The 24,541-nt window shown below is 35.2% G+C and carries 20 protein-coding genes and 1 riboswitch; of the genes, 2 read left to right on the forward strand and 18 right to left on the reverse strand.

The genetic code is table 11. The features are described from left to right. Positions 1–214: 214 nt before the first annotated feature. From gcvPB to FQV26_RS10405, 16 genes are all read right to left on the reverse strand, one after another. Positions 215–1,678, reverse strand: a complete 1,464-nt coding sequence (gene gcvPB / locus FQV26_RS10330) for an aminomethyl-transferring glycine dehydrogenase subunit GcvPB (protein ID WP_146557397.1) — start codon at positions 1,676–1,678, stop codon at positions 215–217. Further along, on the reverse strand, positions 1,671–3,038 hold the full coding sequence (gcvPA, locus tag FQV26_RS10335) for an aminomethyl-transferring glycine dehydrogenase subunit GcvPA (RefSeq protein ID WP_146557398.1): 1,368 nt from the start codon (positions 3,036–3,038) through the stop codon (positions 1,671–1,673). The genes gcvPB and gcvPA overlap by 8 nt, the downstream gene beginning before the upstream one ends. A gap of 27 nt (positions 3,039–3,065) precedes the next feature. Then, the gene (gene gcvT, locus FQV26_RS10340) at positions 3,066–4,166 is read right to left on the reverse strand and encodes a glycine cleavage system aminomethyltransferase GcvT (protein ID WP_146557399.1); all 1,101 of its coding nucleotides are present in this window, start codon (positions 4,164–4,166) and stop codon (positions 3,066–3,068) included. A 170-nt stretch (positions 4,167–4,336) separates the two neighbouring features. Continuing rightward, positions 4,337–4,428, reverse strand: a riboswitch (glycine riboswitch). Between the two features lie 142 nt (positions 4,429–4,570). Then, on the reverse strand, positions 4,571–5,083 hold the full coding sequence (locus FQV26_RS10345; RefSeq protein WP_146557400.1) for a shikimate kinase: 513 nt from the start codon (positions 5,081–5,083) through the stop codon (positions 4,571–4,573). A 206-nt stretch (positions 5,084–5,289) separates the two neighbouring features. Continuing rightward, entirely contained in the window at positions 5,290–5,727 is a 438-nt protein-coding gene (comGF, locus tag FQV26_RS10350; RefSeq protein WP_146557401.1) for a competence type IV pilus minor pilin ComGF, read from the reverse strand. Beyond that, complete coding sequence (locus FQV26_RS10355) at positions 5,715–5,978, reverse strand: hypothetical protein (protein ID WP_146557402.1); 264 nt, start codon at positions 5,976–5,978, stop codon at positions 5,715–5,717. The genes comGF and FQV26_RS10355 overlap by 13 nt, the downstream gene beginning before the upstream one ends. Before the next feature lie 25 nt (positions 5,979–6,003). Beyond that, positions 6,004–6,447, reverse strand: a complete 444-nt coding sequence (gene comGD, locus FQV26_RS10360; RefSeq protein WP_315898441.1) for a competence type IV pilus minor pilin ComGD — start codon at positions 6,445–6,447, stop codon at positions 6,004–6,006. Beyond that, positions 6,429–6,602, reverse strand: coding sequence for a competence type IV pilus major pilin ComGC (locus FQV26_RS10365; protein WP_261384303.1), 174 nt, complete (start codon positions 6,600–6,602; stop codon positions 6,429–6,431). Before FQV26_RS10365 ends, comGD begins: the two co-directional genes overlap by 19 nt. A gap of 246 nt (positions 6,603–6,848) precedes the next feature. Beyond that, positions 6,849–7,925 (reverse strand): hypothetical protein, encoded by a 1,077-nt coding sequence (locus FQV26_RS10370; protein WP_146557404.1) that lies wholly within the window; start codon positions 7,923–7,925, stop codon positions 6,849–6,851. Between the two features lie 458 nt (positions 7,926–8,383). Then, positions 8,384–11,008 (reverse strand): hypothetical protein, encoded by a 2,625-nt coding sequence (locus tag FQV26_RS10375; protein WP_146557405.1) that lies wholly within the window; start codon positions 11,006–11,008, stop codon positions 8,384–8,386. Between the two features lie 780 nt (positions 11,009–11,788). Further along, complete coding sequence (locus FQV26_RS10380) at positions 11,789–13,744, reverse strand: TnsD family Tn7-like transposition protein (protein ID WP_146557406.1); 1,956 nt, start codon at positions 13,742–13,744, stop codon at positions 11,789–11,791. Positions 13,745–13,750: 6 nt separating this feature from the next. After that, on the reverse strand, positions 13,751–15,415 hold the full coding sequence (locus FQV26_RS10385) for an ATP-binding protein (protein ID WP_146557407.1): 1,665 nt from the start codon (positions 15,413–15,415) through the stop codon (positions 13,751–13,753). Beyond that, entirely contained in the window at positions 15,390–17,597 is a 2,208-nt protein-coding gene (locus FQV26_RS10390) for a Mu transposase C-terminal domain-containing protein (RefSeq protein WP_146557408.1), read from the reverse strand. The genes FQV26_RS10385 and FQV26_RS10390 overlap by 26 nt, the downstream gene beginning before the upstream one ends. Before the next feature lie 14 nt (positions 17,598–17,611). Continuing rightward, complete coding sequence (locus FQV26_RS10395) at positions 17,612–18,415, reverse strand: TnsA endonuclease N-terminal domain-containing protein (RefSeq protein ID WP_146557409.1); 804 nt, start codon at positions 18,413–18,415, stop codon at positions 17,612–17,614. Between the two features lie 145 nt (positions 18,416–18,560). Beyond that, the gene (locus tag FQV26_RS10400; RefSeq protein WP_146557410.1) at positions 18,561–19,037 is read right to left on the reverse strand and encodes a hypothetical protein; all 477 of its coding nucleotides are present in this window, start codon (positions 19,035–19,037) and stop codon (positions 18,561–18,563) included. A 642-nt stretch (positions 19,038–19,679) separates the two neighbouring features. Then, positions 19,680–20,438, reverse strand: coding sequence for a Cthe_2314 family HEPN domain-containing protein (locus tag FQV26_RS10405; RefSeq protein ID WP_146557411.1), 759 nt, complete (start codon positions 20,436–20,438; stop codon positions 19,680–19,682). 146 nt (positions 20,439–20,584) lie between these two features. Between FQV26_RS10405 and FQV26_RS10410 the strand changes: the two genes are divergently transcribed. Next, complete coding sequence (locus FQV26_RS10410; protein WP_146557412.1) at positions 20,585–20,887, forward strand: hypothetical protein; 303 nt, start codon at positions 20,585–20,587, stop codon at positions 20,885–20,887. A gap of 71 nt (positions 20,888–20,958) precedes the next feature. Further along, entirely contained in the window at positions 20,959–21,519 is a 561-nt protein-coding gene (locus FQV26_RS10415; RefSeq protein ID WP_222433897.1) for a GNAT family N-acetyltransferase, read from the forward strand. 262 nt (positions 21,520–21,781) lie between these two features. Here the strand turns inward: FQV26_RS10415 and FQV26_RS10420 are convergent, their stop codons facing one another. Both FQV26_RS10420 and FQV26_RS10425 read right to left on the reverse strand, forming a co-directional pair. After that, positions 21,782–22,960: a restriction endonuclease subunit S gene (locus tag FQV26_RS10420; protein WP_146557414.1), complete on the reverse strand. Its 1,179-nt coding sequence runs from the start codon at positions 22,958–22,960 to the stop codon at positions 21,782–21,784. Further along, positions 22,957–24,531, reverse strand: a complete 1,575-nt coding sequence (locus FQV26_RS10425) for an HsdM family class I SAM-dependent methyltransferase (RefSeq protein ID WP_146557415.1) — start codon at positions 24,529–24,531, stop codon at positions 22,957–22,959. Before FQV26_RS10425 ends, FQV26_RS10420 begins: the two co-directional genes overlap by 4 nt. Positions 24,532–24,541: the final 10 nt, after the last annotated feature.

Below are 24,541 nucleotides of genomic sequence, written 5' to 3' on the forward strand. Positions count from 1 at the left end.
CAGGGCGGCGACTCCTGCGGGATAGCGAAGTGCCGAAATCCACTCGGACGTAAGGCCGAGTTAGTTCGGCGCGAGCCCGCGGAACGCGTCCGCCTGGAGCGCAGGATCCGGTGCAAGTAAGATGAAATGAAGTTTCATTCGTTTAGTGACATATATATTCTTTTGTCTACAAGCTCAAACGTGGAAGCCAAAAGGCTTCCACGTTTTTATCATCCTATTCGTCTTTATAGTAGCGAAGCACTGGTTTGCGCGCCGCTTTTGTTTCATCCAAACGGTTGATCACCGTCGTATGCGGGGCGTTTTGAACGATTTCAGGATTTTCTTCAACTTCTTTTGCAATTTGAATCATCGCATCAATGAACGCATCCAATGTTTCTTTGGATTCAGTTTCTGTCGGTTCGATCATCATACCTTCTTCCACATTCAGTGGGAAGTAGATGGTTGGCGGATGGTAGCCAAAGTCAAGAAGGCGTTTTGCCATATCCAAAGTACGGACACCGAGTTTCTTCTGGCGACGGCCGCTCAACACAAATTCATGCTTGCAATGGCGGTCATACGGCAAATCGAAATGCGGCTGCAGTCTGCGCATCATGTAGTTGGCATTCAATACTGCATATTCCGTAACAGCCTTCAAGCCATCCGGACCCATGGAACGGATGTACGTATAGGCACGCACATTGATGCCGAAGTTGCCGTAGAATGGCTTCACGCGCCCGATTGACTCCGGACGGTTGTACTCGAATGTATAGGCATCGCCTTTTTTCACTAATACTGGTTTTGGCAAGTATGGAATCAAATCATTCTTCACGCCGACCGGACCAGACCCAGGTCCGCCGCCGCCATGAGGTCCCGTAAAGGTTTTGTGTAAGTTCAAGTGGACCACATCAAAGCCCATATCACCAGGACGTGCTTTTGACATAACCGCGTTCAGGTTGGCGCCATCATAATAAAGTTTGCCGCCAACTTCATGGATGATGGCTGCCATTTCAAGAATCTGCTCTTCAAACAGTCCAAGTGTGTTCGGGTTTGTCAGCATCAATGCTGCCGTATCTTCCCCGACCACACGCTTCAAGTCTTCCAGGTCCACAAGCCCCTGGTCGCTCGACTTGACTGTCACAGTTTCGAATCCAGCAACGGTCGCTGAAGCCGGATTGGTACCGTGCGCTGAGTCAGGCACGATGACTTTTGTTCGTTTAAAGTCGCCGCGTGCCTCGTGATAAGCGCGGATCATCATCAAACCAGTCCATTCGCCATGTGCTCCTGCAGCTGGCTGCAACGTCACTTCATCCATACCGGTAATTTCTTTCAAATGCTCCTGCAAATCAAACAGCAAGGCAAGAGCCCCTTGAACGGTTTTTTCGTCCTGCAATGGATGGATGTTCGCAAATCCTGGGAACCGGGCAACGGTTTCGTTGATTTTCGGGTTATATTTCATGGTGCATGAACCCAGTGGATAGAATCCCGAATCAACGCCGTGGTTACGGTTAGATAAAGCTGTATAATGGCGCATAATATCGAGTTCCGATACTTCCGGCAGTTCAGCAGCTTCTGTACGGATCAAATCAGTCGGCAATAACTCACTCAAGTCAACTTCGGGCACATCAAGAGTCGGCAAGCTGTAGCCGACGCGTCCTTCTTTGGTCAATTCAAAAATTAGCGCTTGGTTGTCCTTATGCATGAGTAGCCCCCACTTCCTGCACTTTTGCAGCAATTTCCTGCACGAATGCATCAATTTCTTCTTTTGTCCGTTGTTCTGTGACCGCTACCAGCATATGGCCAGTCAATTCATCATAGCTCAATCCAAGGTCATAGCCGCCAATCATTCCGTTTTCAAACAAGCGGTCGTTCAATTGCTTAACCGATTCTTTTGTTTTCACAACGATTTCATTGAAATGAGCACCTTCGAATGCGATCTCGAAGCCGGCTTTTTTCAATTGCTGTTTCATATAATGTGTTTTCACAATATTTTGTTTGGCGATTTCCTGTGTGCCGACTTTGCCGAGCGCCGTCATGGCGACCGAAGCAGCCAACGCATTCAAGGCTTGGTTCGAGCAGATATTTGAAGTCGCTTTGTCACGGCGGATATGCTGCTCACGCGCCTGCAGAGTTAAAACAAAACCACGGCGGCCTTCTTCATCCGTCGTTTCACCCACTAAACGGCCCGGAACTTTGCGCATCAATTTTTTCGTCACGGCAAAATATCCGCAATGAGGTCCGCCGTACGCTTCCGGAATCCCGAAAGGCTGTGCATCGCCCACTGTAATATCTGCGCCAAGCTCGCCTGGTGAAGTCAACGCGCCAAGTGCCAACGGATTGGACGATACAGCCAATAAGGCGCCTGCTTCGTGGACAATTGGTTCAATTGCTTTCAGGTTTTCAACTTGGCCGAAGAAGTTCGGATACTGGATCATCACGGTTGCAACGTCTTCATCAATCATGTCTTTTAATGCATCAAGATCTGTATGGCCATCTTTTAACGGGATTTCAATAACTTCGATAGACTGACCAAGTGCGTAAGTACGGACAACATCACGTGATTCCGGATGGACTGCGCGCGACACCAGAATTTTTTTGCGTTTCGTATGCCCTGCAGCAAGCATTCCGGCTTCGGCAAGTGCTGTTCCACCGTCATACATGGAAGAGTTGGCAATGTCCATGCCTGTCAATTCGCTGATCATTGTCTGAAATTCGAAAATAGCCTGCAGTTCGCCTTGAGAGATTTCAGGCTGATAAGGCGTGTAAGCCGTATAGAATTCAGAACGCGAAATCACATGATCTACAATAATTGGCTTGTAATGATCATAGACACCCGCTCCCAAAAATGATGCATAACGGTTGGTATCGGCATTTTTAGCTGCAAGCTGTGCCAGTTCCTTCGTCAACGAAGATTCTGATTTGGCTGCCTTGATCTTGTATTCGCCTTTGAAACGTACTTTTTCCGGGATATCCGAAAACAATTCATCGATCGATTCGATGCCAATCGTTTCCAGCATGTCTTTTTCGTCTTGAGACGTCATTGGTAAATAGCGATGTTTCATCGAGTGCTGTCCCCTTTTCAAGTTAGATTAGTTGGATCGTTTATAAAATGGCGTTTCCACCGTTTTCGCTTTTAATCGCTTGTTACGAATTTCCACTTCCAATTCGATTCCCAGTTCAGCGTGCTCACTTGAAACCAAAGCCAGCCCAATATTCTTCTTTAAAGTAGGCGATTGTGTGCCAGTAGTCACTTCTCCGACTTTTTGGTCTCCTGCATATACGGCATAACCGTGGCGCGGAATTCCTTTATCAATCATCTCAATGCCCACCAATTTGCGAGGGACGCCTGATTCTTTCTGTGCAGCCAATGCTTGTTTTCCGATGAAATCCTGCTCTTTTTTCAATTTCACCACAAAGTTTATGCCAGCTTCAAGCGGCGTGATGTCTTTCGACAACTCCTGCCCGTATAAGGCAAGACAGGCTTCAAAACGCAATGTATCACGAGCGCCAAGACCTACAGGCAATATGCCTTCCGGCTGCCCTTCTGCAAGGATTTTATCCCACAGAACGGTTAACGCTTCCGGTCCTGCATAAATTTCAAACCCATTTTCTCCTGTATAACCTGTTCGTGACAAAATGACTTTTTGGCCCGCCACTTCCACATCCTGCTTAAAGCGGAAAGGTTTGATTGTGGAAAGATCTTCCTCTGTCAGACGCTGCAGCACCGTTTCAGATAAGGGTCCCTGCAACGCCAACAATCCATAACGCTCGGATGCATTGTCCAATGTGACATTTTCCGCTTTAGATTGTTCCATCCATTCATAATCTTTCTCGATATTGGACGCGTTGACAACCAGTAAATAATGCTCGTCCGCAAGTTTATACACCAGCAAATCATCTACTGTTCCGCCGTTTTCATAGCACATTGCTGTATATTGCGCCTGGCCATCCTGTATTTTGGACACATCATTTGTCACGAGATGCTGAAGATATTCTAAACTGCCAGCTCCTGTAACGAAGATCTCACCCATATGCGATACATCAAAAAGACCTGCTTTTGTTCTGACCGCTTCATGTTCTTCCTTAATGCTTGAAAATTGCACGGGCAGTTCCCAACCACCAAAATCAATTGTTTTGCCACCATATTTTGAATACGTTTCAAACAGAGGTGTACGCTTTAACTGTGCCAATGATTTTCCTCCTCATTCTTTAAACCCTTTTCGGCCAGCGCCAATGAGCGCAAGGGCACGAAAAAAGGACAGAGATTTCCCTGTAAAGGGAAATCTCTGTCCTGGAACCTGAAAGTTTACCGTAATGGCTTTCCTCGTTGGTAGCTGACATGCAGCATTCTCCAGAGATGCGTCCTGTACGAGTCTTTTTGCCTGAGAGATTCATAACTTCTGTTACTTGCTCCTTCGGCGACGCATTCGCGTTCTCTCCTCGTACAATCATCCGCCCAAATCAAGATTGATTGGTCCAATCCGTTATACAGAATAGTATAACTTTGAATATATCCTAACATTGTTATGACGGAAGCGCAATCTTTTTTCTTTATAAGGACAAAAGGCGAACGATTGGATTAATTAAAATCCAATCATTCGCCTTTTAGTCGATTTACTTGAAAAGCGGCATATTGCGTAATTTGCCGCAAGGTACGGAATTCTGTACGGATTGTAATGTGTGCAGTTTGTTTATATGCACGGTAGCGTGCTTTATGCAGCGCTTCGATTTCCTCCCGGCTCGATTGGCGGACAATCGGCCGATTTGGATCCCGGTGAATCCTTCTCCAGATTTCGCGGAATGGAGCGTCTAAAAAAAGCACCAGGCCCGTATTCCTCATGATTTTTTGGTTTTCTTTCCGCATAGTAACGCCGCCGCCTGTAGAGATGATGCAATGATCATTTTTAAAATTTTGCAAAAACTGCGTTTCCAGGTTCCGAAAATATTCTTCGCCATGCTGCTCGAAAATTTCCGGAATCGTTTTCCCTGTTTGTCGGACAATCTCTTTGTCCATATCATAGAAGGGCAGTTTTAGCAGAAAGCTTAACCTCCTGCCGACCGCGCTTTTTCCGCAGCCCATGAATCCAATCAAATATATTCTGTTCATCCTACCCACCCGATACTTACCTCTACTCAGGTATTTTTTTTTGCTCTATTTCCATTAGTAGTTGTATCGTAGCATGTCTATGCATATTTTCCAAACCATCGTATGTTTTATATTGGATGGAATAGAGCGTAAGGGTGTGGGATAACAGGATCAGGGCCGTTATAAAAAAGACGATGGCAATAGGGTAGATGGCACCTTTCTCGTTTCTAAAGCGGCGTGAAAACATATTCTGCCTCTTCTACAGTACCTGTTGTGAATTCGATCCGGACTTTCACCGTATCACCTGTCAACGAGAAGCTGCATTTATGGACGCGGGTGAGCATGACTTCATGCCCTTTCCTTGCTTTTTGCTTGCGAATCATATCGGTATAAAGCTCGATGTCATACTCCTCCCCCATTTTAATAACACGAATTCCGCTGCCGCCATTGATAATTTCGAGTGAATCTCCATTGTTCAAGTAATTCTGCAAGTCGACGGCAAACAACCGCCATTCTGATTGATGCGGATCCAAGTCTTCTGTAAAGCCCATCGCAAAACCGTAAAAAAGGACGATCAACGGCAGCATCGTCAGCAGCACAAACAAATCAAAAAGTGAGGTCAAAAAGGAAAATCCACTTTCCCCCAGCCGTTTTATTCGATGCATAGCTGCTCCTGCTCTCCTTTAAAATCTGCATAATCAACGCAAAGCCGATCAGCCATTTCCCAGTTGTAAACGATGCCGTTGACTGTACGCTGCCCCTGTAATGCCCCCGACGAACTTATCTTTCTGGCGGCTTCGTGCAAAGTTTCAAAAGCGCTGGTTCTTTCTTTTTTCTCTTGAAGGCTTTGCTGAACGCTGAGCATGGCAGGCAGCAAGCTGCCAAATATGATAAACACCATGAACAGGCTGACCATGGTTTCCGCCCATGAAACCCCTCTGCTATTCAGAAAACACCACTCTCCCTCCTCCAAGATGCACAACCAATGTCTTTTCTCCGCTGCTCGTAGCGAAACGGAGCGTTCCCGACTGGACGACCGAGCCATTTGAATTAAAATTAATTTCAGTAAGGTTGCTGGTATTTTTCAACGTTACCGATTTAGGCAGCTTTCTGGACAGCACCACTGACTGAAGGTCTGTGAATATTTCATAGGCTCCTTTGGTATCCCTAAAAACAAGCTTCGCTGTCTTTTTCAAAGAAAGACTCTGGCTTTGTGCAAAATAAATATCCTGATGCAAAGTTTCAAAAAAGCGCTGTTCTTCTTTTTTAACTAAAAATGCCTGATAGCCTGTTATTGAAATTGCAACAATTGTCATTAACATCAACAATACTAAGAGCATTTCCAATAATGTAAATCCTTGTTCTTTTAAGATGATTTTGTAGATGTCACCACTCCATCAACCGAAATATTCACTACATCGCCGTTGGGACAATTTGTCTCTCCAGTTTTCAAATAGCCTTCTGATACAAGATCGGTTAGAGTTGGCACTACTTTCAAATCCATCCGGTAAGATTCTACCTGCCCCTGCACCATCTGCACAAATGCTTTGCAGCCTTTTTCATCTGTTAAAGGACAAAAAAGTCATGAACTAATAATGATTTTTAGTAGCATTATTGCATAGTAAAAAAACTAAAGAATTTATAAAAGCTACGAACTTAGAAAATTTACTTCAAACAAAAAAGTTGTGAACTGAACGAGTAATAAATAGGAAAAATACAACTAATAGAACAATAGTATTATCTTCAAAAAGCTGTTATCTTAAATTCTTCTCTTGCAGCCTCTATACTAATTGTCTAGTGATTTACTTTCCTGCTTTTTCTCTTTTTGATAAAGTCTACTATTTGAAAAACCACTTGCAATCACTAAAAGCACGTTATATAAAGTGAAACTTCCTATGTTCTCAATTCTTTGATAACAAATATTTAGTATACGATAAATAATTGCAAGGTTTTCTACTTTAACAGCAATCATGGTTTGACCAATCTTAAATACAGTAGGTTTATTTATTAAATCATCTTCATAAATTTTCATGTACTCTTCTTCAGAAAATTGATTCACAATGTTGCTATCTCTCTTCACTACATAAATGGTACGACATCCCTGATTGACTTGAGTATGTTCAACAAATAATGAGTTGCGTGGTTTATAAATGGATTTCGTCAAATTTGTTACTTGTTTTCGTGATGGTTGAATCCATGTATCTACATGGAATTCCTGCCATGGTAGATAAGTCAGCAACTGTGCTCTCATGCTAGCAATTATTCGTAATCGATCACCGACGTCTTGATAATTAGAAAGATTTATTAGTTGTTCAAGTACTTTTCCAGCGAAGATATGGTTGTTCCAATCGGTTAATTCATTCGGTTCTTGTTCCACACCGTTAATGAATGCCATTGCTTTTAATAGCTGTTTAGAATTAGCTTCTAACCGACTGATCAAAGTGTCTGGAAATAAATAGATAAATAAGATACCCATTTCTTTTGAAAGCCGATTAAGAGATTTCACTTCATCGCCACCTAAATAAAAATTGAAGACGAAGCAAATAGAATAATCCAAATGTTCATTTTCAGAAAAGTTCTGGATAGATTGAATATCTTTCTTTATTTTAGCTAATTTAGCAGGCCATCGAGTAGATTTCTCTGGTCCGTAAATCGAATAGAAAACAGGAGGGTTCTTTTTGCTTGATTCTCGTAAATATAAAATCCCATCCACTCCATTATCTTTATGGACGCGAGTGCGAGTATATTGAGGTTGAATTAGATTTAAGATGAATTGAGCGTAGAGTTCAAATTGTTCTCCCCACGCACTTTCTATTTCTCTTAATGTAGGAACAGATCTTAATATATTTCGATTATCAGCCATGAAATCCACTCCTTTAAGTATTGATTTGTATTCTATTTTATTAGAGACAATTATAATTTTTATAATAATAGCTGTAAATAGTGTTCAAAAGACCGATAATCATCTCTAGATTATCGGTCTTTTGAAATTAACAAAATCATCGAATTGATGAATGATGGCTTATGAGATATTTATTAAGATGTAACATTCAAATTTCAATAGGTAAATAATTGATAGTTCTTTCCCATTCTTCTTGAATAAAATGAACTCTACACGCCTATCTTCGAATTGCAGATTAAGAGCATTCCATGATATTTATTTGAAAAGTTCATTGCAAAACTCAAATGCTTCTTTTATAAGTGATATGCAAGAAGGCTAAAGTTCTACTGGTGATCGCAAGAAAACTTGTGTTTATACCTGCTGAATTTGATCTATCCCATTTAAATTGGAACTCATATTCACAACAGCTATGATTACAGCTATGATCGAGTCACCTGCAACAATTCTTCTTTTAAATCTGCTGTTATTTCATCAAAATTCGCTACCTGCTTCTTAGCCTGGCTTAATGTTTTTTTAATTATAAAATCGATATGATCATTGCTTATAAATTTCCCATTCAGTTCTTTTAAAGTTCGGCTTAATAAGAACATGAATAAATTTCGAGAACCTTCTATTAATGAAAAGTTCTCCCTATATTTTTCGTGCAAATATAAAAGAACATCCGTCGTTATAAAAATAATATCTGTATCATATGTTTGTTTAATCGCTTTTATAATTTCCTCATAAGTGTTTTGAGAATTTTTCTCCTTAAACTTATTACCAATAAAAATATGACCATCAAGATGATTACTATCAGTAAACTGAGAAAGTTCTAGACTATCGCTTAATGATTTTATATATCTTATGGCCTTGTCTCTTTCTCCAATAGAAAAGTTGTAGCCTAGCAGGTCTAAGTTTAGTTTACAATCATATGAATAAGCTAGTTTATGTGGAGCGTTTATCTTTCCTACATTTTTTTCATAAAACAATGTAAAAATGCCTTCTGGAAAAGTTTGTCCTGTATTTTCATGTCCCCATTTTTGAACATTTATAAAAAAATCTTTTAGCAATACGTACACATCATCTTCTAAATCAGTGGCGCTATATCCAGTTGACTTAGGGTCCGACACTTTGTTTTTAATCGTTTCGTAAGCTTCTGATGCAGCGTCAGCTATAAAGTCTTTGGTTTTCATGGTTAATGTATTGTAAGTTTTTAATAAAAGGGTCAATAAATCAGTTTTCTCCCTTTCGTAAAAGTTCCCAAAACTGACAGCAAAGAAGCACCCATTTGAATACCGTTCGGTGTTTTTCATAGATTGTCCAACAGTTATTACTAAAGTAGGGTCCAAAAGTTTTTTCATTTTATTAAAAGCTGCTTGTGGCATTAATTCTTGGCTAACTAAAACTTTAAGTATTTTCCCTGTACTGTTATTCTCTAATTTTAAAAATTCGAATTCCTCATTATTAATTTTTCTTTTTGAGAAGCCTAGAAAGGTCCATTCTTTGCCTTTACAAATTTCTCTAATTTTATTCTCAATAAACTTTTTTATTTCTACTTTGTTCAAATTTGACTGAACTTCTGAATAAACATACACATCATCTGATTCACAAGATGGGCATTCTTCTTTTTTGTCACTGATATCAAAAAGAATTTCTTCAAAACCACAGTTTTTATTTTTACAACCACTCCTGATTATTTCTTCTTCTTTTAGTAGTTTTAAATCAAGTAATTCTTTTTCCTTTTGTTTAGCTATTGATTCAAGACCCACTGTATTCCGACTCCTCATTATATAGTCGATCATATCCACACTGCCTTCTAATGAGTCAATATTTGATAATTGTTTATATAATGGAATCCCGAATCGTTTAAGGAATTTTTCTTCCAGCCGCTCTTTTTTGTCAGTACCAAGTCTGCTATCATCCATTTGAAATATTAAATTCCCATTCTCTAAAACACCTGAATAAACGGTCCTCCGTGTCCCTTCAGATCTAAAGGATATAGAATCAATACTTTTCACACTAGAAATTGATATTGCACCTTTGTTATAGGCATCGGCAACGGAAGGCCATACATCAATATTTTCTAGCGAGAAGGATAGAGAAGGTGAATTCTCTAATGGACTTTCTCGAAACTTAATTTTATCTACTAAAAAATCGTCTACTTGTTCTCCTGAAGGAGTCTTCCCTTCCAAAACGGCAGCCTTAACTTCCTCTTGCTTTAAACCTGTATATACTTCGCTTTCTATTTTTGTAGCTATTCCTGAGAATGTTTCTTCTAGATACTCCTTAATCGCCCGTTCTTCGTAATATGAATTACTTTTAATCTCAATTAAATTATTATCCATATCAAGAGAAAATATAACTCGACTAACTGCTTGATTTCTTATAGCTCGAGTAAAATCTTCTTTTGAAACGTCATCCATCAATTTATATAACTGTATAATTAGTTTATTATTATAGTGGCAATAAGAATGAATTTTATAGGCATGACTATTTCCAGATGCTTTGTATAATTTATTTACCAAAGCATCCTCGAAGGTACTTTCGGTGGCGATCTTTAGAGCAAGTGGTTTGGTTATTTTTTTATCCATGCCCATTAACACTCCCGAAGCATGATTTTGCCAAAGATTTAACGTTCTGATTGACAACAGGTGGGCTGGTGAGATTTTCATCAAGGAATATAGTTTGCTCAACGGATGTGTAAAGTTCTTTTGTTCTGAACATGATTCATAATAGTCGTTAATTGTCTTTTTCTTCCTAGACATGAAATCATGAAGGTTACACAAAAACAATTTTTGTTCTTCAGGTAAGTCGTACAGTTTTTTTAATAAAGGTCCTTTATTTTCATTTGAACCAACTTCTAATTCACATACTTCTACAATTTCTTTGATTGCATTTACATGATAGTTACCAATTCTTCCTTGTATAAAAGCATTAAGCTCAGATGGATTTTTAGCTTTATGTGCATCGGCTTTAACACCCACCTCGCGCCAAAACTCTAAATCCCCATCCTTCCCCTTTACTTGCGAGTCAGATTTAGCATACTCGTTACTAAAGTTAGTCAATTGATTACCCCTTCCAGCAGTGTTTTCTTTCATCATATACTAAAAATGAAATTTTTTACAATTCTGTGTTTTTATTAGATAATTCTAGTTCATATCAACAAGGCAATCATAGTAATTAGCAGCTACCCTTTCAGATGTTTTAATAGAAATAATAATTATTAGATTTGAAGGTTAGAGTTGGGCATTATCTGGATTTAGATATTCAAATTACAAATTTTCGTTACTGTAACAGCAGCACTTATTGCAAATATTGGAGGATCTTCGATTTCTCTGGTTATTATGCTTACGATCGAATAAAGTGGTATAAGAAGATTGCGAGAAATTAAACTAGATATTCAAAGAAAAGAAGAAAGGTAAGAATGTTTTTATCAAATTGGAATCATTAATTTTATTTCAAGAAAAATTCTAAGAACTTTTTAAATAATACAAAGCTTGAAGTGAATAATCACTTCAAACTTTATTTATGTAGATAGTTATCAATGAACGTAAGATTTAAAAAAGGTTTAATAAAAATAGATCATAATGAAACAGAGACTTTTATAAAAAAATATAAGTGAACTTCCTCAAAGAAAATATAAAAGACCACTAAAAGCGTAAATGCTTTTAGTGATCTTTTTTTATTTTGAAAAATGCTTAGTCAATTCTCTATTTCAAATTAAAAGCTAAAGAACTTTTTCTTTTTAAATAAAGTTATTCTTGTTCTGATACATGGATAAAAAACTTCTTTCTGTATTCAAAAATTGTAAATGTATGAAGATATACGACGATACTCTTTAATTATCAAGTTCTTGGTTTTCTTCGTCGCCCATTGCCAGTGTAAATTTCTGATTCAATATAGTTCTTTACCTGGACTGGTACCCTATCTTTACTCGAACCTAATTTACGGTAAATTTGATATTCTGTGTAATAATCCTCGGAAAATCTTAGTTGTTGAATTATAAATTTTGCTTTTCTCATCTTATAAACTTCAAAGCTTTCAATTTTACTCTCTAAGTATCTTTTTGTTAAAGGGATGTTATCAAATGATTTAGTTAAAATGTGTAATTTTCGAATCTTTTTTCCAACAGCCGTTTTGGTTATTCTGGTTATACTATCACTTTCACTGTCCCACAGTCTGATTACCTCTTTTGTTAGTAAAAGTATTTCAAGGTCTCTTTTTTTCCAATCAACGATAGTTCTATTATGGGAAGTTGTTTTCTTTGGAGGAGAATGAGATTCCAACCATTCTTTATCGTTTTTCTTCAACCAAGAATGTAAGTTTGGAGCCATTAATTGGAGTTTTGATCTCGATTTAGTGGCGTTTTCCATCAGTAGCATCAGCCACGACTCCCGTTTTGTTGCCAATTCTTCAAGTAACCTGCTGTCCTCGTAACGATCTTGTTTCATAAGTGGTTGTTTCCAGGATGTTTTAATGTTTAATATAGAAGCAAATTTCTTGACTGTATTTCCACTAACATTGAGCTCTATACAAATCGAAGCTAAACTATTGCCGCTGGCGATTAATTCTTCTAATTTATCATTCCACAATTTTCCGTAACTTTTCATTTTACCGATTCGGTAAAAGTCTTCCGAAGATATATCGGGACCGCTACGGACATATGCAAATCCACATTGACATTGAAATTCACCAACTGGTTTTTTTCTTTTCGAATCTTTGTAAATTGAAATGGTATTAATTACATTCTTTCTATAACTTGGACACACCATATTAAGGCACGGCCACGGACCTTTTCCAAATGGAAAATATACGTTTGTTTCTATTTCATTAATGTAAGCACCCCTTTCATAAATATTTGCAGTACTACTACTGTTTCGGTGATGAAATAAATCTTTCAAATCTAAATCAAGAAAAATCAATAACAGAAGGTGTCGTATGGGATGAAATGAAGATCTATGTTTTTGACAAATTCTTTTTAGCCAATCACTAGAATTAAATGAGGTAGGACTTTGTAATAAATTTAAAAAATCCTTTCCGTAAAATGTGTTAAAGTTTTGATTTAAGTCTTTATATCGGACGTAACCCCTAGGTGTGATATAACCCTTTTCATGTAGTCTTTTCAAGTAAACATTTTTAACTCTCTTCTCATAAAGCGGAGAAAATGGGTTTTCAAAAAGTGTCTCTATCATTGAAGAAAGTTTATATAAAAACTCCATTTCGTGATCGTTGTATTGGTTCACAGAATGTTCTTTTCTAAATAAATCTGGACAGGCAGGAGTATAATCTCTGTTATTCGATGAGTGTAGAGGAATTTCAGTCTCTTTGAGTAAAGTTAAATGTTGCGGACATGTAAAAACTCCGTGTGCTTGATGTACGCGATGCCAGTAAGTTTCACCATAAAGCTCCACATCCTTTTTAATGCACTCTTCACATATCCAGAAATTTATTTTACCTTTAACGAGAGTTTTAGTGAAACCTATTTGGCTGTGTATGAGATTGCCACCATTTCCAATCATCAATTTTACAACATTCGAAGATTGTTCTTTCTGTAAAAACGGAGCATAAAAATTAAACATAGTATTACGATAGATTAACATTTCTGGGTCCCACTCTTGTCCAAGTTTGTCTGTTAATAATTTCAGATTGGCGGGTAAATCACGAACTGGACGCAAATACATATTTCCAAACAGATTTTGAGAGGTCATTGTAGGAGAGGTATTCCCTGATCTTATATGATACCTAGAATAGAGACTATATAGAAGTTCGTCAGGATATGGCGTGGGAAAAGTAAATAGCACTATAACTTACCTCCAATCTTCTGAAGAAGGTTTTCTTATAATGTTCTTTTCAACTAAATAATCGTAAATTGGTGTTTTATTCTCTTTAGCTTCTTCAACGAACTTTAATAATAAATTTGAATTACTAGATCTTTTTAAAGTTTTCCTTCTATTTAAAGAACTTTTTTTATTAGTTTCTACATCCATTAAGTATACTGAAGTGTTCTTTATCAAAGTCAACTTATCAATATCATTACCTTCCGCTTGTAGAGACTTCGTTATTGCGTCATCTATATCTTTAAGGTTGTATTCCATAGTAATAAAAATTTTTCGCACTTGCTCCAGAAGTGTCTCCTGCTTTTTAGATGCTCTATTTTCTTGAATTTTATTTTGAATGTAAATTTTTTCTTTCATATTTATTGATGCTCGATATTTTTCAAATTCCATTTCAAAATTCACTGGTGCGAGGTCTTCGTATAAAGCTATTTGACTAAGTTCGCCAGATCTTAATGCATCTAACATTGGTTTAACCAATTTAAAGCTATCTTTATATACATCATTAATAATTCTAACGGTCAGTTTTTCTGCACCTATGCTTATTGCCCTTATTTGAGAAACCATAAATAGCTTAATAGCAATATCAACAATTCCTTGGCTTTTATCATAAATTAAATCATTTAATTCTGGCGTTAACTTCACAAATTTTTTAGTCCATTGGAATTCCCATAAACCTGAGATAAATAATTTCCAGGTTTCATCATTTCGCATTCGATCCCAAACCATATCCCCTTGGCCACTTCCTCTTCTCGCTTGACGAAATTCCTTTTGAAGTATTGGTGCCGCTTTATTTGTACCCACTAAAATTACTGCAACGCCGATTGTGTTTACAAGAGTAACAAAAAAACTAAGCATATTATCGGCTCCCCCATTTTTTGAGGTACTTAAATGTTGTATCTCGTCGATAACCAACAACCCGATTCCAAATAATTCACATAGACTAACAATTTTTTGAAGCATCGCACTTATAGAATTGTTTCTTCTTCCAAAGGTATACAAATAATTTGATCCTAATAAGCTATCTAATTTAGAAAAAAAGCTTGCACATAGGCCTTTAATAGTTCCATCATGAGGACAATCTAAAATTATCCAGCTTATCTGCGTAAAAGTGAACAACCGATTGTTATAGCGTTCATGCTTAATTACTTGAGTATAATTATTTAACACACGTTTAATTGCAGTGGTTTTCCCTACTCCTGAAAGACCTATAATTGTAAAGCCAATCCCGACTTGATTGATATTATTACTATATTCTTTTAAAAATTTCCCTTCCTTCAAAGCACGATAACTTTCATATGCTCTTTTCGTTCTCTCAATATCCATAGGATTTCGATGAACATAGCTTTGTCTAATGCAAGCTGAAATTCGCTGCTCGAGGTCAAGATGCTCTATTTGACCTTGATAATATTGAAGAATAGCAGGAATTAAATGATATCTTTGATTTGGACTCAAGTCCTCGCCATGTTGAAATTCAGGCACCGAAGACATCATCTCAATGACTTGGTCCTGTTCAAATATTGGCGGCAAAGCTTCAATAAGTGGATTACCTCGATACCTCCAAACTTTCTGTTCTGTATAAATTGCTTTTTCGGATGAAACCTCTTCGTTATTAGTCTCTTCTTGTTTCTTTAGCATTTTGTATATTCTCCTTCTGTTTTCGACGTATTAGGTCTAATCTTGAAGGTTCTTCGTTATCTGGAATTATCTCAATATTATCTGCTTCTAAAGCAATTTCTTCTGATTGTAAATTGTGAGCCTCCAGTAAAAAAGCCTCTTTTTTTCTATTGGCCTCTTTTTCCACTAACCCGTTCTTTCTAATTCCCTTAACCCGTTGTCGGTCACTGTCGTTGTTAATATCTTTTTTTACTTGCCGACTTGCTTCTTCAACTATATTTTCAATCTCAGACTGCATATCCGACTTCTTTTGTCTTTCTTTATTAAGATGTTGTTCATATTCATAAGATTGGTAAGCTAATTGGAGTTCAATTTCTTCTAACGTCTTCTTATTATATTTTTGATGATGCTTAATTAATTCTGCCGATTCAAAACTAGAACCATCTTGGTTATGCAAATATATTTTAGACATATCTCTTGGATCATAAGAAATTTCAATACGCCATGTTTTTTGCCTTGCTTGACTAAACCACTTTTGAGATACAGATTTCGGACTTAAATACCGCATCTTTTTAAATTCAATTCCGTGTCGGTTTACCCTTGCAAAGGCTGTCGGCAAAAGGTGCAGTTTTACTATGTTTTCAGGATAAGTCTTCAATTTTCCAGAACGATTCTTAATGCCCCAATGCCAAATTTCTTTAGGTGTCAATTTAACATCATTACTGATCATTGCTTCACTCTGATTATATTGATTAAGCCAATGATAATTATTATGATGTAAAGTGCAGTGAATAATCACCTGTGTGAATTCTTCCATCGTTAAAGAAGCATCTAATCGATAATCTTTGCCTCCTCTCACCCTGAAATCTTTGAAAATACTCCCAGGAAGAAATGGCTTTACACTAGTATGAATCGTTTTAAAGTGCTGCTCTACAATTCCTTTCCAATCCGCTCTATACGGAGCAGTATTTTGAATGTTTATATTGAAAGCTTCTAAAAATTTATCTATTTTTTTACCTGCCATTTCACCTCGGTCAGCCAAAAAAGTTTGAGGAAGGTGATTACAAGGCCAATCTTCCTTAATAATATCTATCCCATATTCTTTACAAAAGGCTACTTTATCACTTGCCGTGTTTGCAATGGCCATCATTGCACCCGCCCATGATGGTCCTTCTAAACCAACATACAATCCCACAACCATGCGGCTATACACATCTATTACTACATAGATTATAGGTCTTCCTATTATCCTTGAACGGTTAAAAGCGCTAACTATATAAACGTCCGCCACAGTTGAGTCAATTTGAAATTTCGTGCCAGGACCAAACATTTCTCCCACGGAAGTTCCCAAGACTGCCCGATAATCTAGTTCAAACTTACGGTCACCAACTCTTGCACGCATTTTCTCTTCAAATAAGTAATTCTTTTTATACCAATACTCGAATTGACGAAATGAAGGTATTTCTTCATTATTTTTAAGAATAGGTTTTTTTGTCCCGTTTTCTGTATAAAATCCATCATTAAAATATTGACGTAGCATTTGCTCGTAAGTGAATCTTAAAGCGTTTTCCTTTTGCAAATGATAATATCTTTTTACACTGATATGAAAAACTTTCTTTATGGCATCATCAACAACAATTCCATTTCCAGTTTCCGCTGAAGATCGTTTTTGTCGGCCGTTTTTAGTATCTGTCATTTTTTTCTCTTTACCTTTTCCTCCAGAAGCAAAATAGTCAGGTAGTAATGCATTTTTTATCTTACCTCTTTGCCAATATTGCGTTAGGTATTTGTAATACAAAGATTTACTTTTTTGATTTTTCTCCATCTCTTCTCTTATCATTTTACCTCGCCAGTCAGGTTCGTATATGCGTGGTTCGTCGTTTATTAGTGTTTTAATAAGTTCCCAACGTTGATCTCTACATTGTTTTGATTTTATAGATATCTTTTCTTCAGATTGGTATACAGAAGCAAAGGGTTCTGTAATATGGAGTGTTATAAGATTTTCATCCAATTGTTGATTCAAATCTGTAAAACTTCTTTTGACTGGCATAGCAGTTGATCTATTGATTTCAATTGTATAACAAATAACTCCACCCTCATCAATCCATAATATCCTCTCTATACTTTCATTTCTTATACCACTTTCACTACTTTCTTGTTCGTTTACGATTGTGACCTTGAATAAATCATTTACAGATAACATAAACTCACTCCTATTTATTCGAATTTTAAAACATCACAGACAAGTAAATGAGTTTGAATAGGAATTGTAATGTCTACCATGACTTGTTTATGTGAAATTAGATACATCAAGATACTTAGACCTGTTCCATCTTGTAAATTTAATTCGTGATCGAATAAATCAGTTGTTTCAACAATTGACATGGTTGATGTAAGAATATATTTTTTCATCTTATCTACATAGCTTTGAAAAATAGGTGAAGGAAAAAGCATGTCATTGTTATATGAACTGTACAGCCATTCCATGTTAGCAGCTAAACCTTGAGATATTTCTTTTTCGGTAACTATGCCCCAATCGATGTTTCTTTGAGTCCAATAACTACGTTCAATTTCAAATTTCTCCATTACACGCATTTTTTTTAATTCGTCAGATGGTTTTACCGTTCTGGCGTACTCCTTTTTGCCTTCAGGAAATTCCACCGTAATTAAAAAGTCTGTTGTCATAGTATAAGGCATACCATCAACATTATTAGTTGGATGTTTTATGCCTTTTTCGGCAGCCAATGACCAAGTGTCTTCACGGTTTAAAGGAAATTGTTCTCTAATATCAATTACTCGGTCACACCATTCTAAAGAATAAAAATAATTTAATTCATTGTTAGAAAAAAAATGATGAATTCGCTTTGTTTTCCAACCCATCGTTCTTGTAGTTAAGCCAAATGAATTAAAATCTTGTGTAGTAATCCATGGGATATATTCACTTAAAACTCCTGTCCCTCTTCCTTGCTTCTCCAGTTTTTGTATTTTCTTTTCGTCCATTTTGCCTCTATTACCATTCATATAACCGCCTCCTAAAAATGTTTTTACATAAAAAAATCTTTTATGGTAATTTACGAAATACATAAATTAAATTTTTATACAAAAAAGTATTTTATAAAATACCGTTGTTCTTAAAAAAACTGTTAGTAAACTAACAGCTGTTGTGTTACTTAATTTTTAAAAATTTGTTAGTAGCAACCAAATTCTTTAAAAACTCTTCTAGTTCTAAACTGTCACAGTACTCCAACAAATTAAAGAACAGTTCTTCAATTTCATTTTTTATGTCTTCTTCGACTAAAAAATTTTTTATATGTAAAGGAAGCTTGCTCTCTAGGGTGATTAGATGCGTTAAATGATCTTTAAAATTAGGCAAAGAAGGATAAGAACTTTTTAACGCTAAAATGGCTCCATCTCGTTTGAACTTATCAAATGTTAAAAGATAAGCTTCAAAATAATCTATTTTAGGAGGTTTACCGTTAATAAAAGCATCAACTCTCATTTTTAAGACTGAGGGTTTAAGACTTTTCTTATATTCTTCGAGCAAAACTTTTCTCAACTTCATTAAATAAGCTTCATATTCTACTGGAGATAAATTTTTTAATGCATCCCTAAGATTGTTAATATACAAATAATATTCCCCCACTAATTAAACTCTTTCATTGTTTGTTCATTTGAATATTAAATTTTTAATAAGTGTACACTAAACTTTTAGAAAATTCAAATTTTTTATTTTAGTTAAAGTATTCTCCTTGATTGTTAGCAAAACTAAAATATTTAATAACCTTGCACGCGCACATATGTTCTGTTATATATAAAATATACTGAATATTCAGTATAAATAAAGGTTGAGGATGTGATTATTTTACTAACATAATTTATTTACTCCAGGAATGAAAGGAGGTTAAGTAGATTTTTTGAACATCTAATTTTTTTAAATCGTACATCTTCTTACAAATACTTAATTAAAAGAAAGGATGATGGTATGTCTAGAAGTTTTAAAAACTACAACAAACCAATGGGTCCAAGGATTATGGATAAGTTTTATATGGATCAAATTATAATACATCTTAATGCTAATAAGGACGATTCTTGGATTACTAATCACTTGAACATTTCCAAAGAAACATTAGAAAAGTATAAGAGACAATTATACTTCGATGGTCGTTTAAAATAGCAAATGGTTTAAAATGCTTTCTCAAAATTAATATGAACTTTAAAAGACCTCTTAAATTCACTGGGTGAAGGAGGTCTTTTTTGCTCAAGTGTATATCAGAAATTGATACATCTATTTCAATTTACTATCAGCTAGATATTTGTGTAGTATTTCGAACAACTTTTTTATACTTTCCATGAAATCAATCATTACCTTTTTAATTTCCCCAGCAGTTGTATATTCTCCAATACCAAAAGATGCGCCTTTCGAAGAAAATCTAATCCCAGAAGTAATTTCATATGGTGGATGGTTATGTGCTATATCATTTCTCATAGCAACACCTTTTTTAAATGCATCAGAATATTTCACTTTATTTAGCGCTTTATAAAAATCAGGATAAATATTTTTCAAACGATAAATTGCACTGTTAAAACTTATTTGATCTAAAGAGTTCTTTTCATCAATTTTAAATTCATAGAATTTAAATAATAAATGACCTATTGTCTCACATACTGTGTACGCTTTTAAAAAATATATATCGGCGAAATAAGTGAAATTATATAAATTGCTATAATGTTTATTCTCAAAGTTAGGATAGTATTCGACAGACTGGCCTCCCCTTCCAGGTGAAATATACCATTCCTCATCAGGTATGCCTTTATAAAAGTAAAACATGCAATAAGAGAAGTTCAAGTTCACAGAAAGTAATCTGTTAGTCAAAATTGAATTCCAATGTGCTGCATCTAACTTTCGCAAAATAAGATGTGGATCGTTACCTGTTGGACGAAAAATATTTTCTGAAAATTTATAATCATGCAATGGGTTCTCTTTACTATAACTATTAATATCGAAATCATTAATCCCTTCAAAAGGTTCAATATATATTGTCATCTACCTTTACACCCTTTCAATAATGATATCCATTTTTAGTATGAAGTTTATTGAATAACTTAAAAATATTTAAAATTTTATGTATATAATTTTTAATGATTAAATTATACTAGATAAAAGCCTTAATTTGGAGAATGGAGATTTTCATGAAACGTCAACTTACTTTAACGGAAGCAAAAAACGAAATACAATCACTCGAGACTTTTGTACAAATTGTCGAAAATTATGAACCTAAGACATTACAAGAAGAAATCTATAAATTTTATGCAATTACTGGTAGCATTCCTAAAACAGCTGCATTAATTAATGAAAAACGTGTGCAAAATATGTTGACGCCGATTGATACTGTTTTAGTAACAGAAGCGATTAAAAGTAAACCTATTGACCAACTGCATCGTATCATTCGATCAGGTTATATGACTAAAACACGTCATATGCGTAAAAAGTAATATACCTAACTTAGTCACCCTTGATTAATAGCAGTTATATGGATTTTATTATAGATATGGAGATGTTCTTTTTGAACCCCTGCGACTTTTTATTTAGACGACCTTTTTTTCAAAATTTTTTCCCATTGCACAAAACAAAAGATTTTCAGTACGAAGTGAAAGTCCAGTCAGAGTCTATACTTAATGAAGCTAATGAAATTTTTGAAGCTATTAATTTATCATCTTCTACCCTTCTTTTATACAGACAGTTAGATAACCATTTACCTAGGGAAAAACAGCGTCACATATTCCTTAAGCTACGAATTGTATCTAAAATTAAGCGTTTCTATCCTGAACCTGTTCTAAAGGCATTTTTTAATGAAGATTATACAAAAATTGAACTAAGTGATATTGATATCAAAGAATCTATGGTCAATTTAGGTTATGGCAGTATTTTGCTTAATGGATTAATACAAATTGCCAAACATAGAAATGTAACTTTTATCAGCGGATGGATTTCCGAAGTTGATAGAAATCATATCGACCGACTTGTTCATTTTTATGAAAAACATGAATTTGAAGTTATATTGCACGAAGAGAAAAACTCTGCAAAAATTGGATCTTTGCTTTGGTCGAATGATTTAATCCAGTAATGGTAATAAATTAATTGAACTTTAAGTATTAATTTTCTTTCTAACGAACGTTAAAATAAAATATATTAGTATTTGCCGAGTAATAATCTTAGAATTAAGGCTTTAAATAGAACTATATAGTTGGAGCAGAAAATCTACGGAGTAATTTGACATAGCCTAATACTTTTGAGAATAGAAAAAATAAGAAAACGCTCAGCAAAATCGAGCGTTTTCTTATTTTTGTACAATATTGAAACTTATTCAGAAGTGCATTTTTGTTAGATTACAAAATTAATTTCTTAATTAATAGCTCTCTCGATTCTATAATAAAGTCAGTTTCATCTTCGAGAAGTTGTATTTTTTTAGACAATGGGTTTGTTGTTACTTGAAATTGATTTAAAACATCTGTCGTAGGTAAAATCACAGATAATCTTGACAACATTTCTTTCGATACTTCTTTAAAAGTAGATCCTGTTCCTATATTTTCAATCTTAGTACCTAATCGTTTTAGTGTGTAATACACGAATTCCGTACCAATACTATCTTTTGGTACAATAGATTTAAACCCCTGATTAGTTGTTACATCATTTTTTGCAATTGCTAAATAACCAATCGGAGCTCTAGAGCTCATTAATATTGTTCCTTTAGGTAGTAAATTAGCAGAACTATTCTTTAAACCTAACTCGGTGATTGATGTTTCACCTTTTTTTATATATTTATATCTTGATATCGCTAAATCTTTTGGCGTAATCCATGCTATTCCATTTGAATCAAAGTAATCTTGATTTGCTCTAGATGGAGTGCCACCCGATACTATTTCTCCTAAAGAAGATAGATTCGAAATTGTCCATCCAGGAGGAAGCTTTTTGCCTTCAATTTCTTTTAATTCTCCTCCGTGTTCTTTATAAGCTTTACCATGAACATTAGGGAAATTAAAATCTATAAACCATTTGTAATATAAGAGATATAAATATTCGTCGAGTTTTTCAAGTTGTTTGAAATTCAAAGCAATTTTCTTGTCTAAAAAGAAGATTTTATTTGCTATTTCCTCTTGAATTGACTTTTCTGGAAGTTTCAATTTAATTTTATTTAAATTTTCTTGATTTAGTTTTGGTTGTGCTGAACCTGTAATATATCCTTTCACATTAATTTTGTTTAACAAATAATAAAGATATTTAGTATCAGCTTTTTCATTCGCTTTGATAATATGAGCATGGTTATTAACCCAGAACTTTCCCGTAACTAAAGTACATAAGGGCTTCTTTTTAGATATCAGATTATTACCGTCTTCAGCGACTAATATATATTCGCCGTCGAAAATATATTTATCAATGTAGTCGACAACTTCCTGAGCCCCATAATACCGATATACCCCTGGTATTTTCTTTCTCTCCTTCTCAGATAAAGGAACTCTTTGATTATCATAGTTTAAGGTGACTTCTCCTAATTTATAATCCCTCATTTAAAATCCTCCTGAAGAATTTTAAATACCTCTTTATCAATCTTAGAATTTTCTTCTTGGTAAGCCAGTATGGCAGTTCCTATTTCCCTTAGTCTTTCATTAATATTAAAATCCAAAACTTCTTCTTTCACTTCTACATATTGTCCAGCTGAAATTGAATAATTGTTATTCTTAATATCATCACTATGAACATATGTACTAAATTCTTCTTCCTTGATTCGATTTCTAAACGTATGGATTAACTTAAAACGTTCTTCTTCATTCAAAACTGTACGTTGACCCTCATCTAACTTCTTCTTAGTACCTAAATTTGAGCCGTCTATTAACATCACGTTATCATCTTCTTTACATTTATCGATAAAAATAATCGAGACAGATGTGCCAGTATTAGCGAAAATATTAGATGGCATGTGTATAACACCTTTAAGCCAATTATTATCTACTAGTTCCATTTTAATTCTTTGGGGTATTCCACTCATTGCTGATACAAATCCTGTGGGAACTACGATTGCAGCTTTCCCCTTTTCAGATAATGTAGCTAAGATATGTTGAATAAATGTTTCATAAATTGCCATACCGCTTTTATTTTTATTTGGTATATTCGGCAATCCTGCAAAGAATCGATCATACTTATTTACTTTTAAGGTTTCTATACTATTACTAAAATCAGTTTTAAATGGTGGATTGCTAACAATAAAATCAAACTTCTTCAGCCGATCTGAATCTTCTTCATCTAAGTGATCTGGCTTTAACAATGTATCGCCTTCAACAACATTCGGTAAAGAATGAACTAACTTATTTAAAATTAAATTGATTCGTAAAAATTGCGTTGATTTTTGTGAAATATCTTGGCTATAAATAGAGCATTTATTAGTCCCAATTTTATTTGCCATAGATAATAAAAGTGTCCCAGATCCAGCTGCTGGATCATATACACTGACATTTTTTACAGGTGTGTCATCGTATAGAACTTCAGCAATAATGTCCGCTACACTTACTGGAGTAAAATATTCAGCATATTTACCACTGTCCTTATTGTAATCTTTAATTAAATATTCAAAGACACTAGAAAAATAATCAAATCCATCTTCATAAATATTTGTGAATTTGTGTTCCGCCATAATATTAATAGCTCTCTTTGCTAGAGCTAACTCTTTATCATGGTCTCGAATATACCGACCTAAAGGCTCAAACAAATTTTTCCTTTGGCCAGTGACAGTCTCGACTGTATAAATATCTTTATTTAAATCATTTACTTCAACAAATGCCTGATCTAATATCTGGTGGAAGTTTTTTTCGTTCTGTAATTGATAGAGGCTATCAACCAAATGTTCTTCTCTCATTTTTGCGATATTAATTGGAGCAAAATCTACAAAATCTTCAAACGTCTCTAATTTATCATCTCTCTTAGCAAACTCATAAAGTAATTTGTCGTTGAGAAATTTATACGTAAACAGTTCAGAAATGATTTTGTATTCATCACCAGTATTCGCTAATCCTAAATCGGAACTCATAGCTTTCAAGTCATCTATCATTTTTTTTATTTTATTTAAATATTCATCTATACTCATTACTTTACTT

Source organism: Planococcus sp. CPCC 101016, assembly GCF_007859295.1.
Classification (GTDB): Bacteria; Bacillota; Bacilli; order Bacillales_A; family Planococcaceae; genus Planococcus.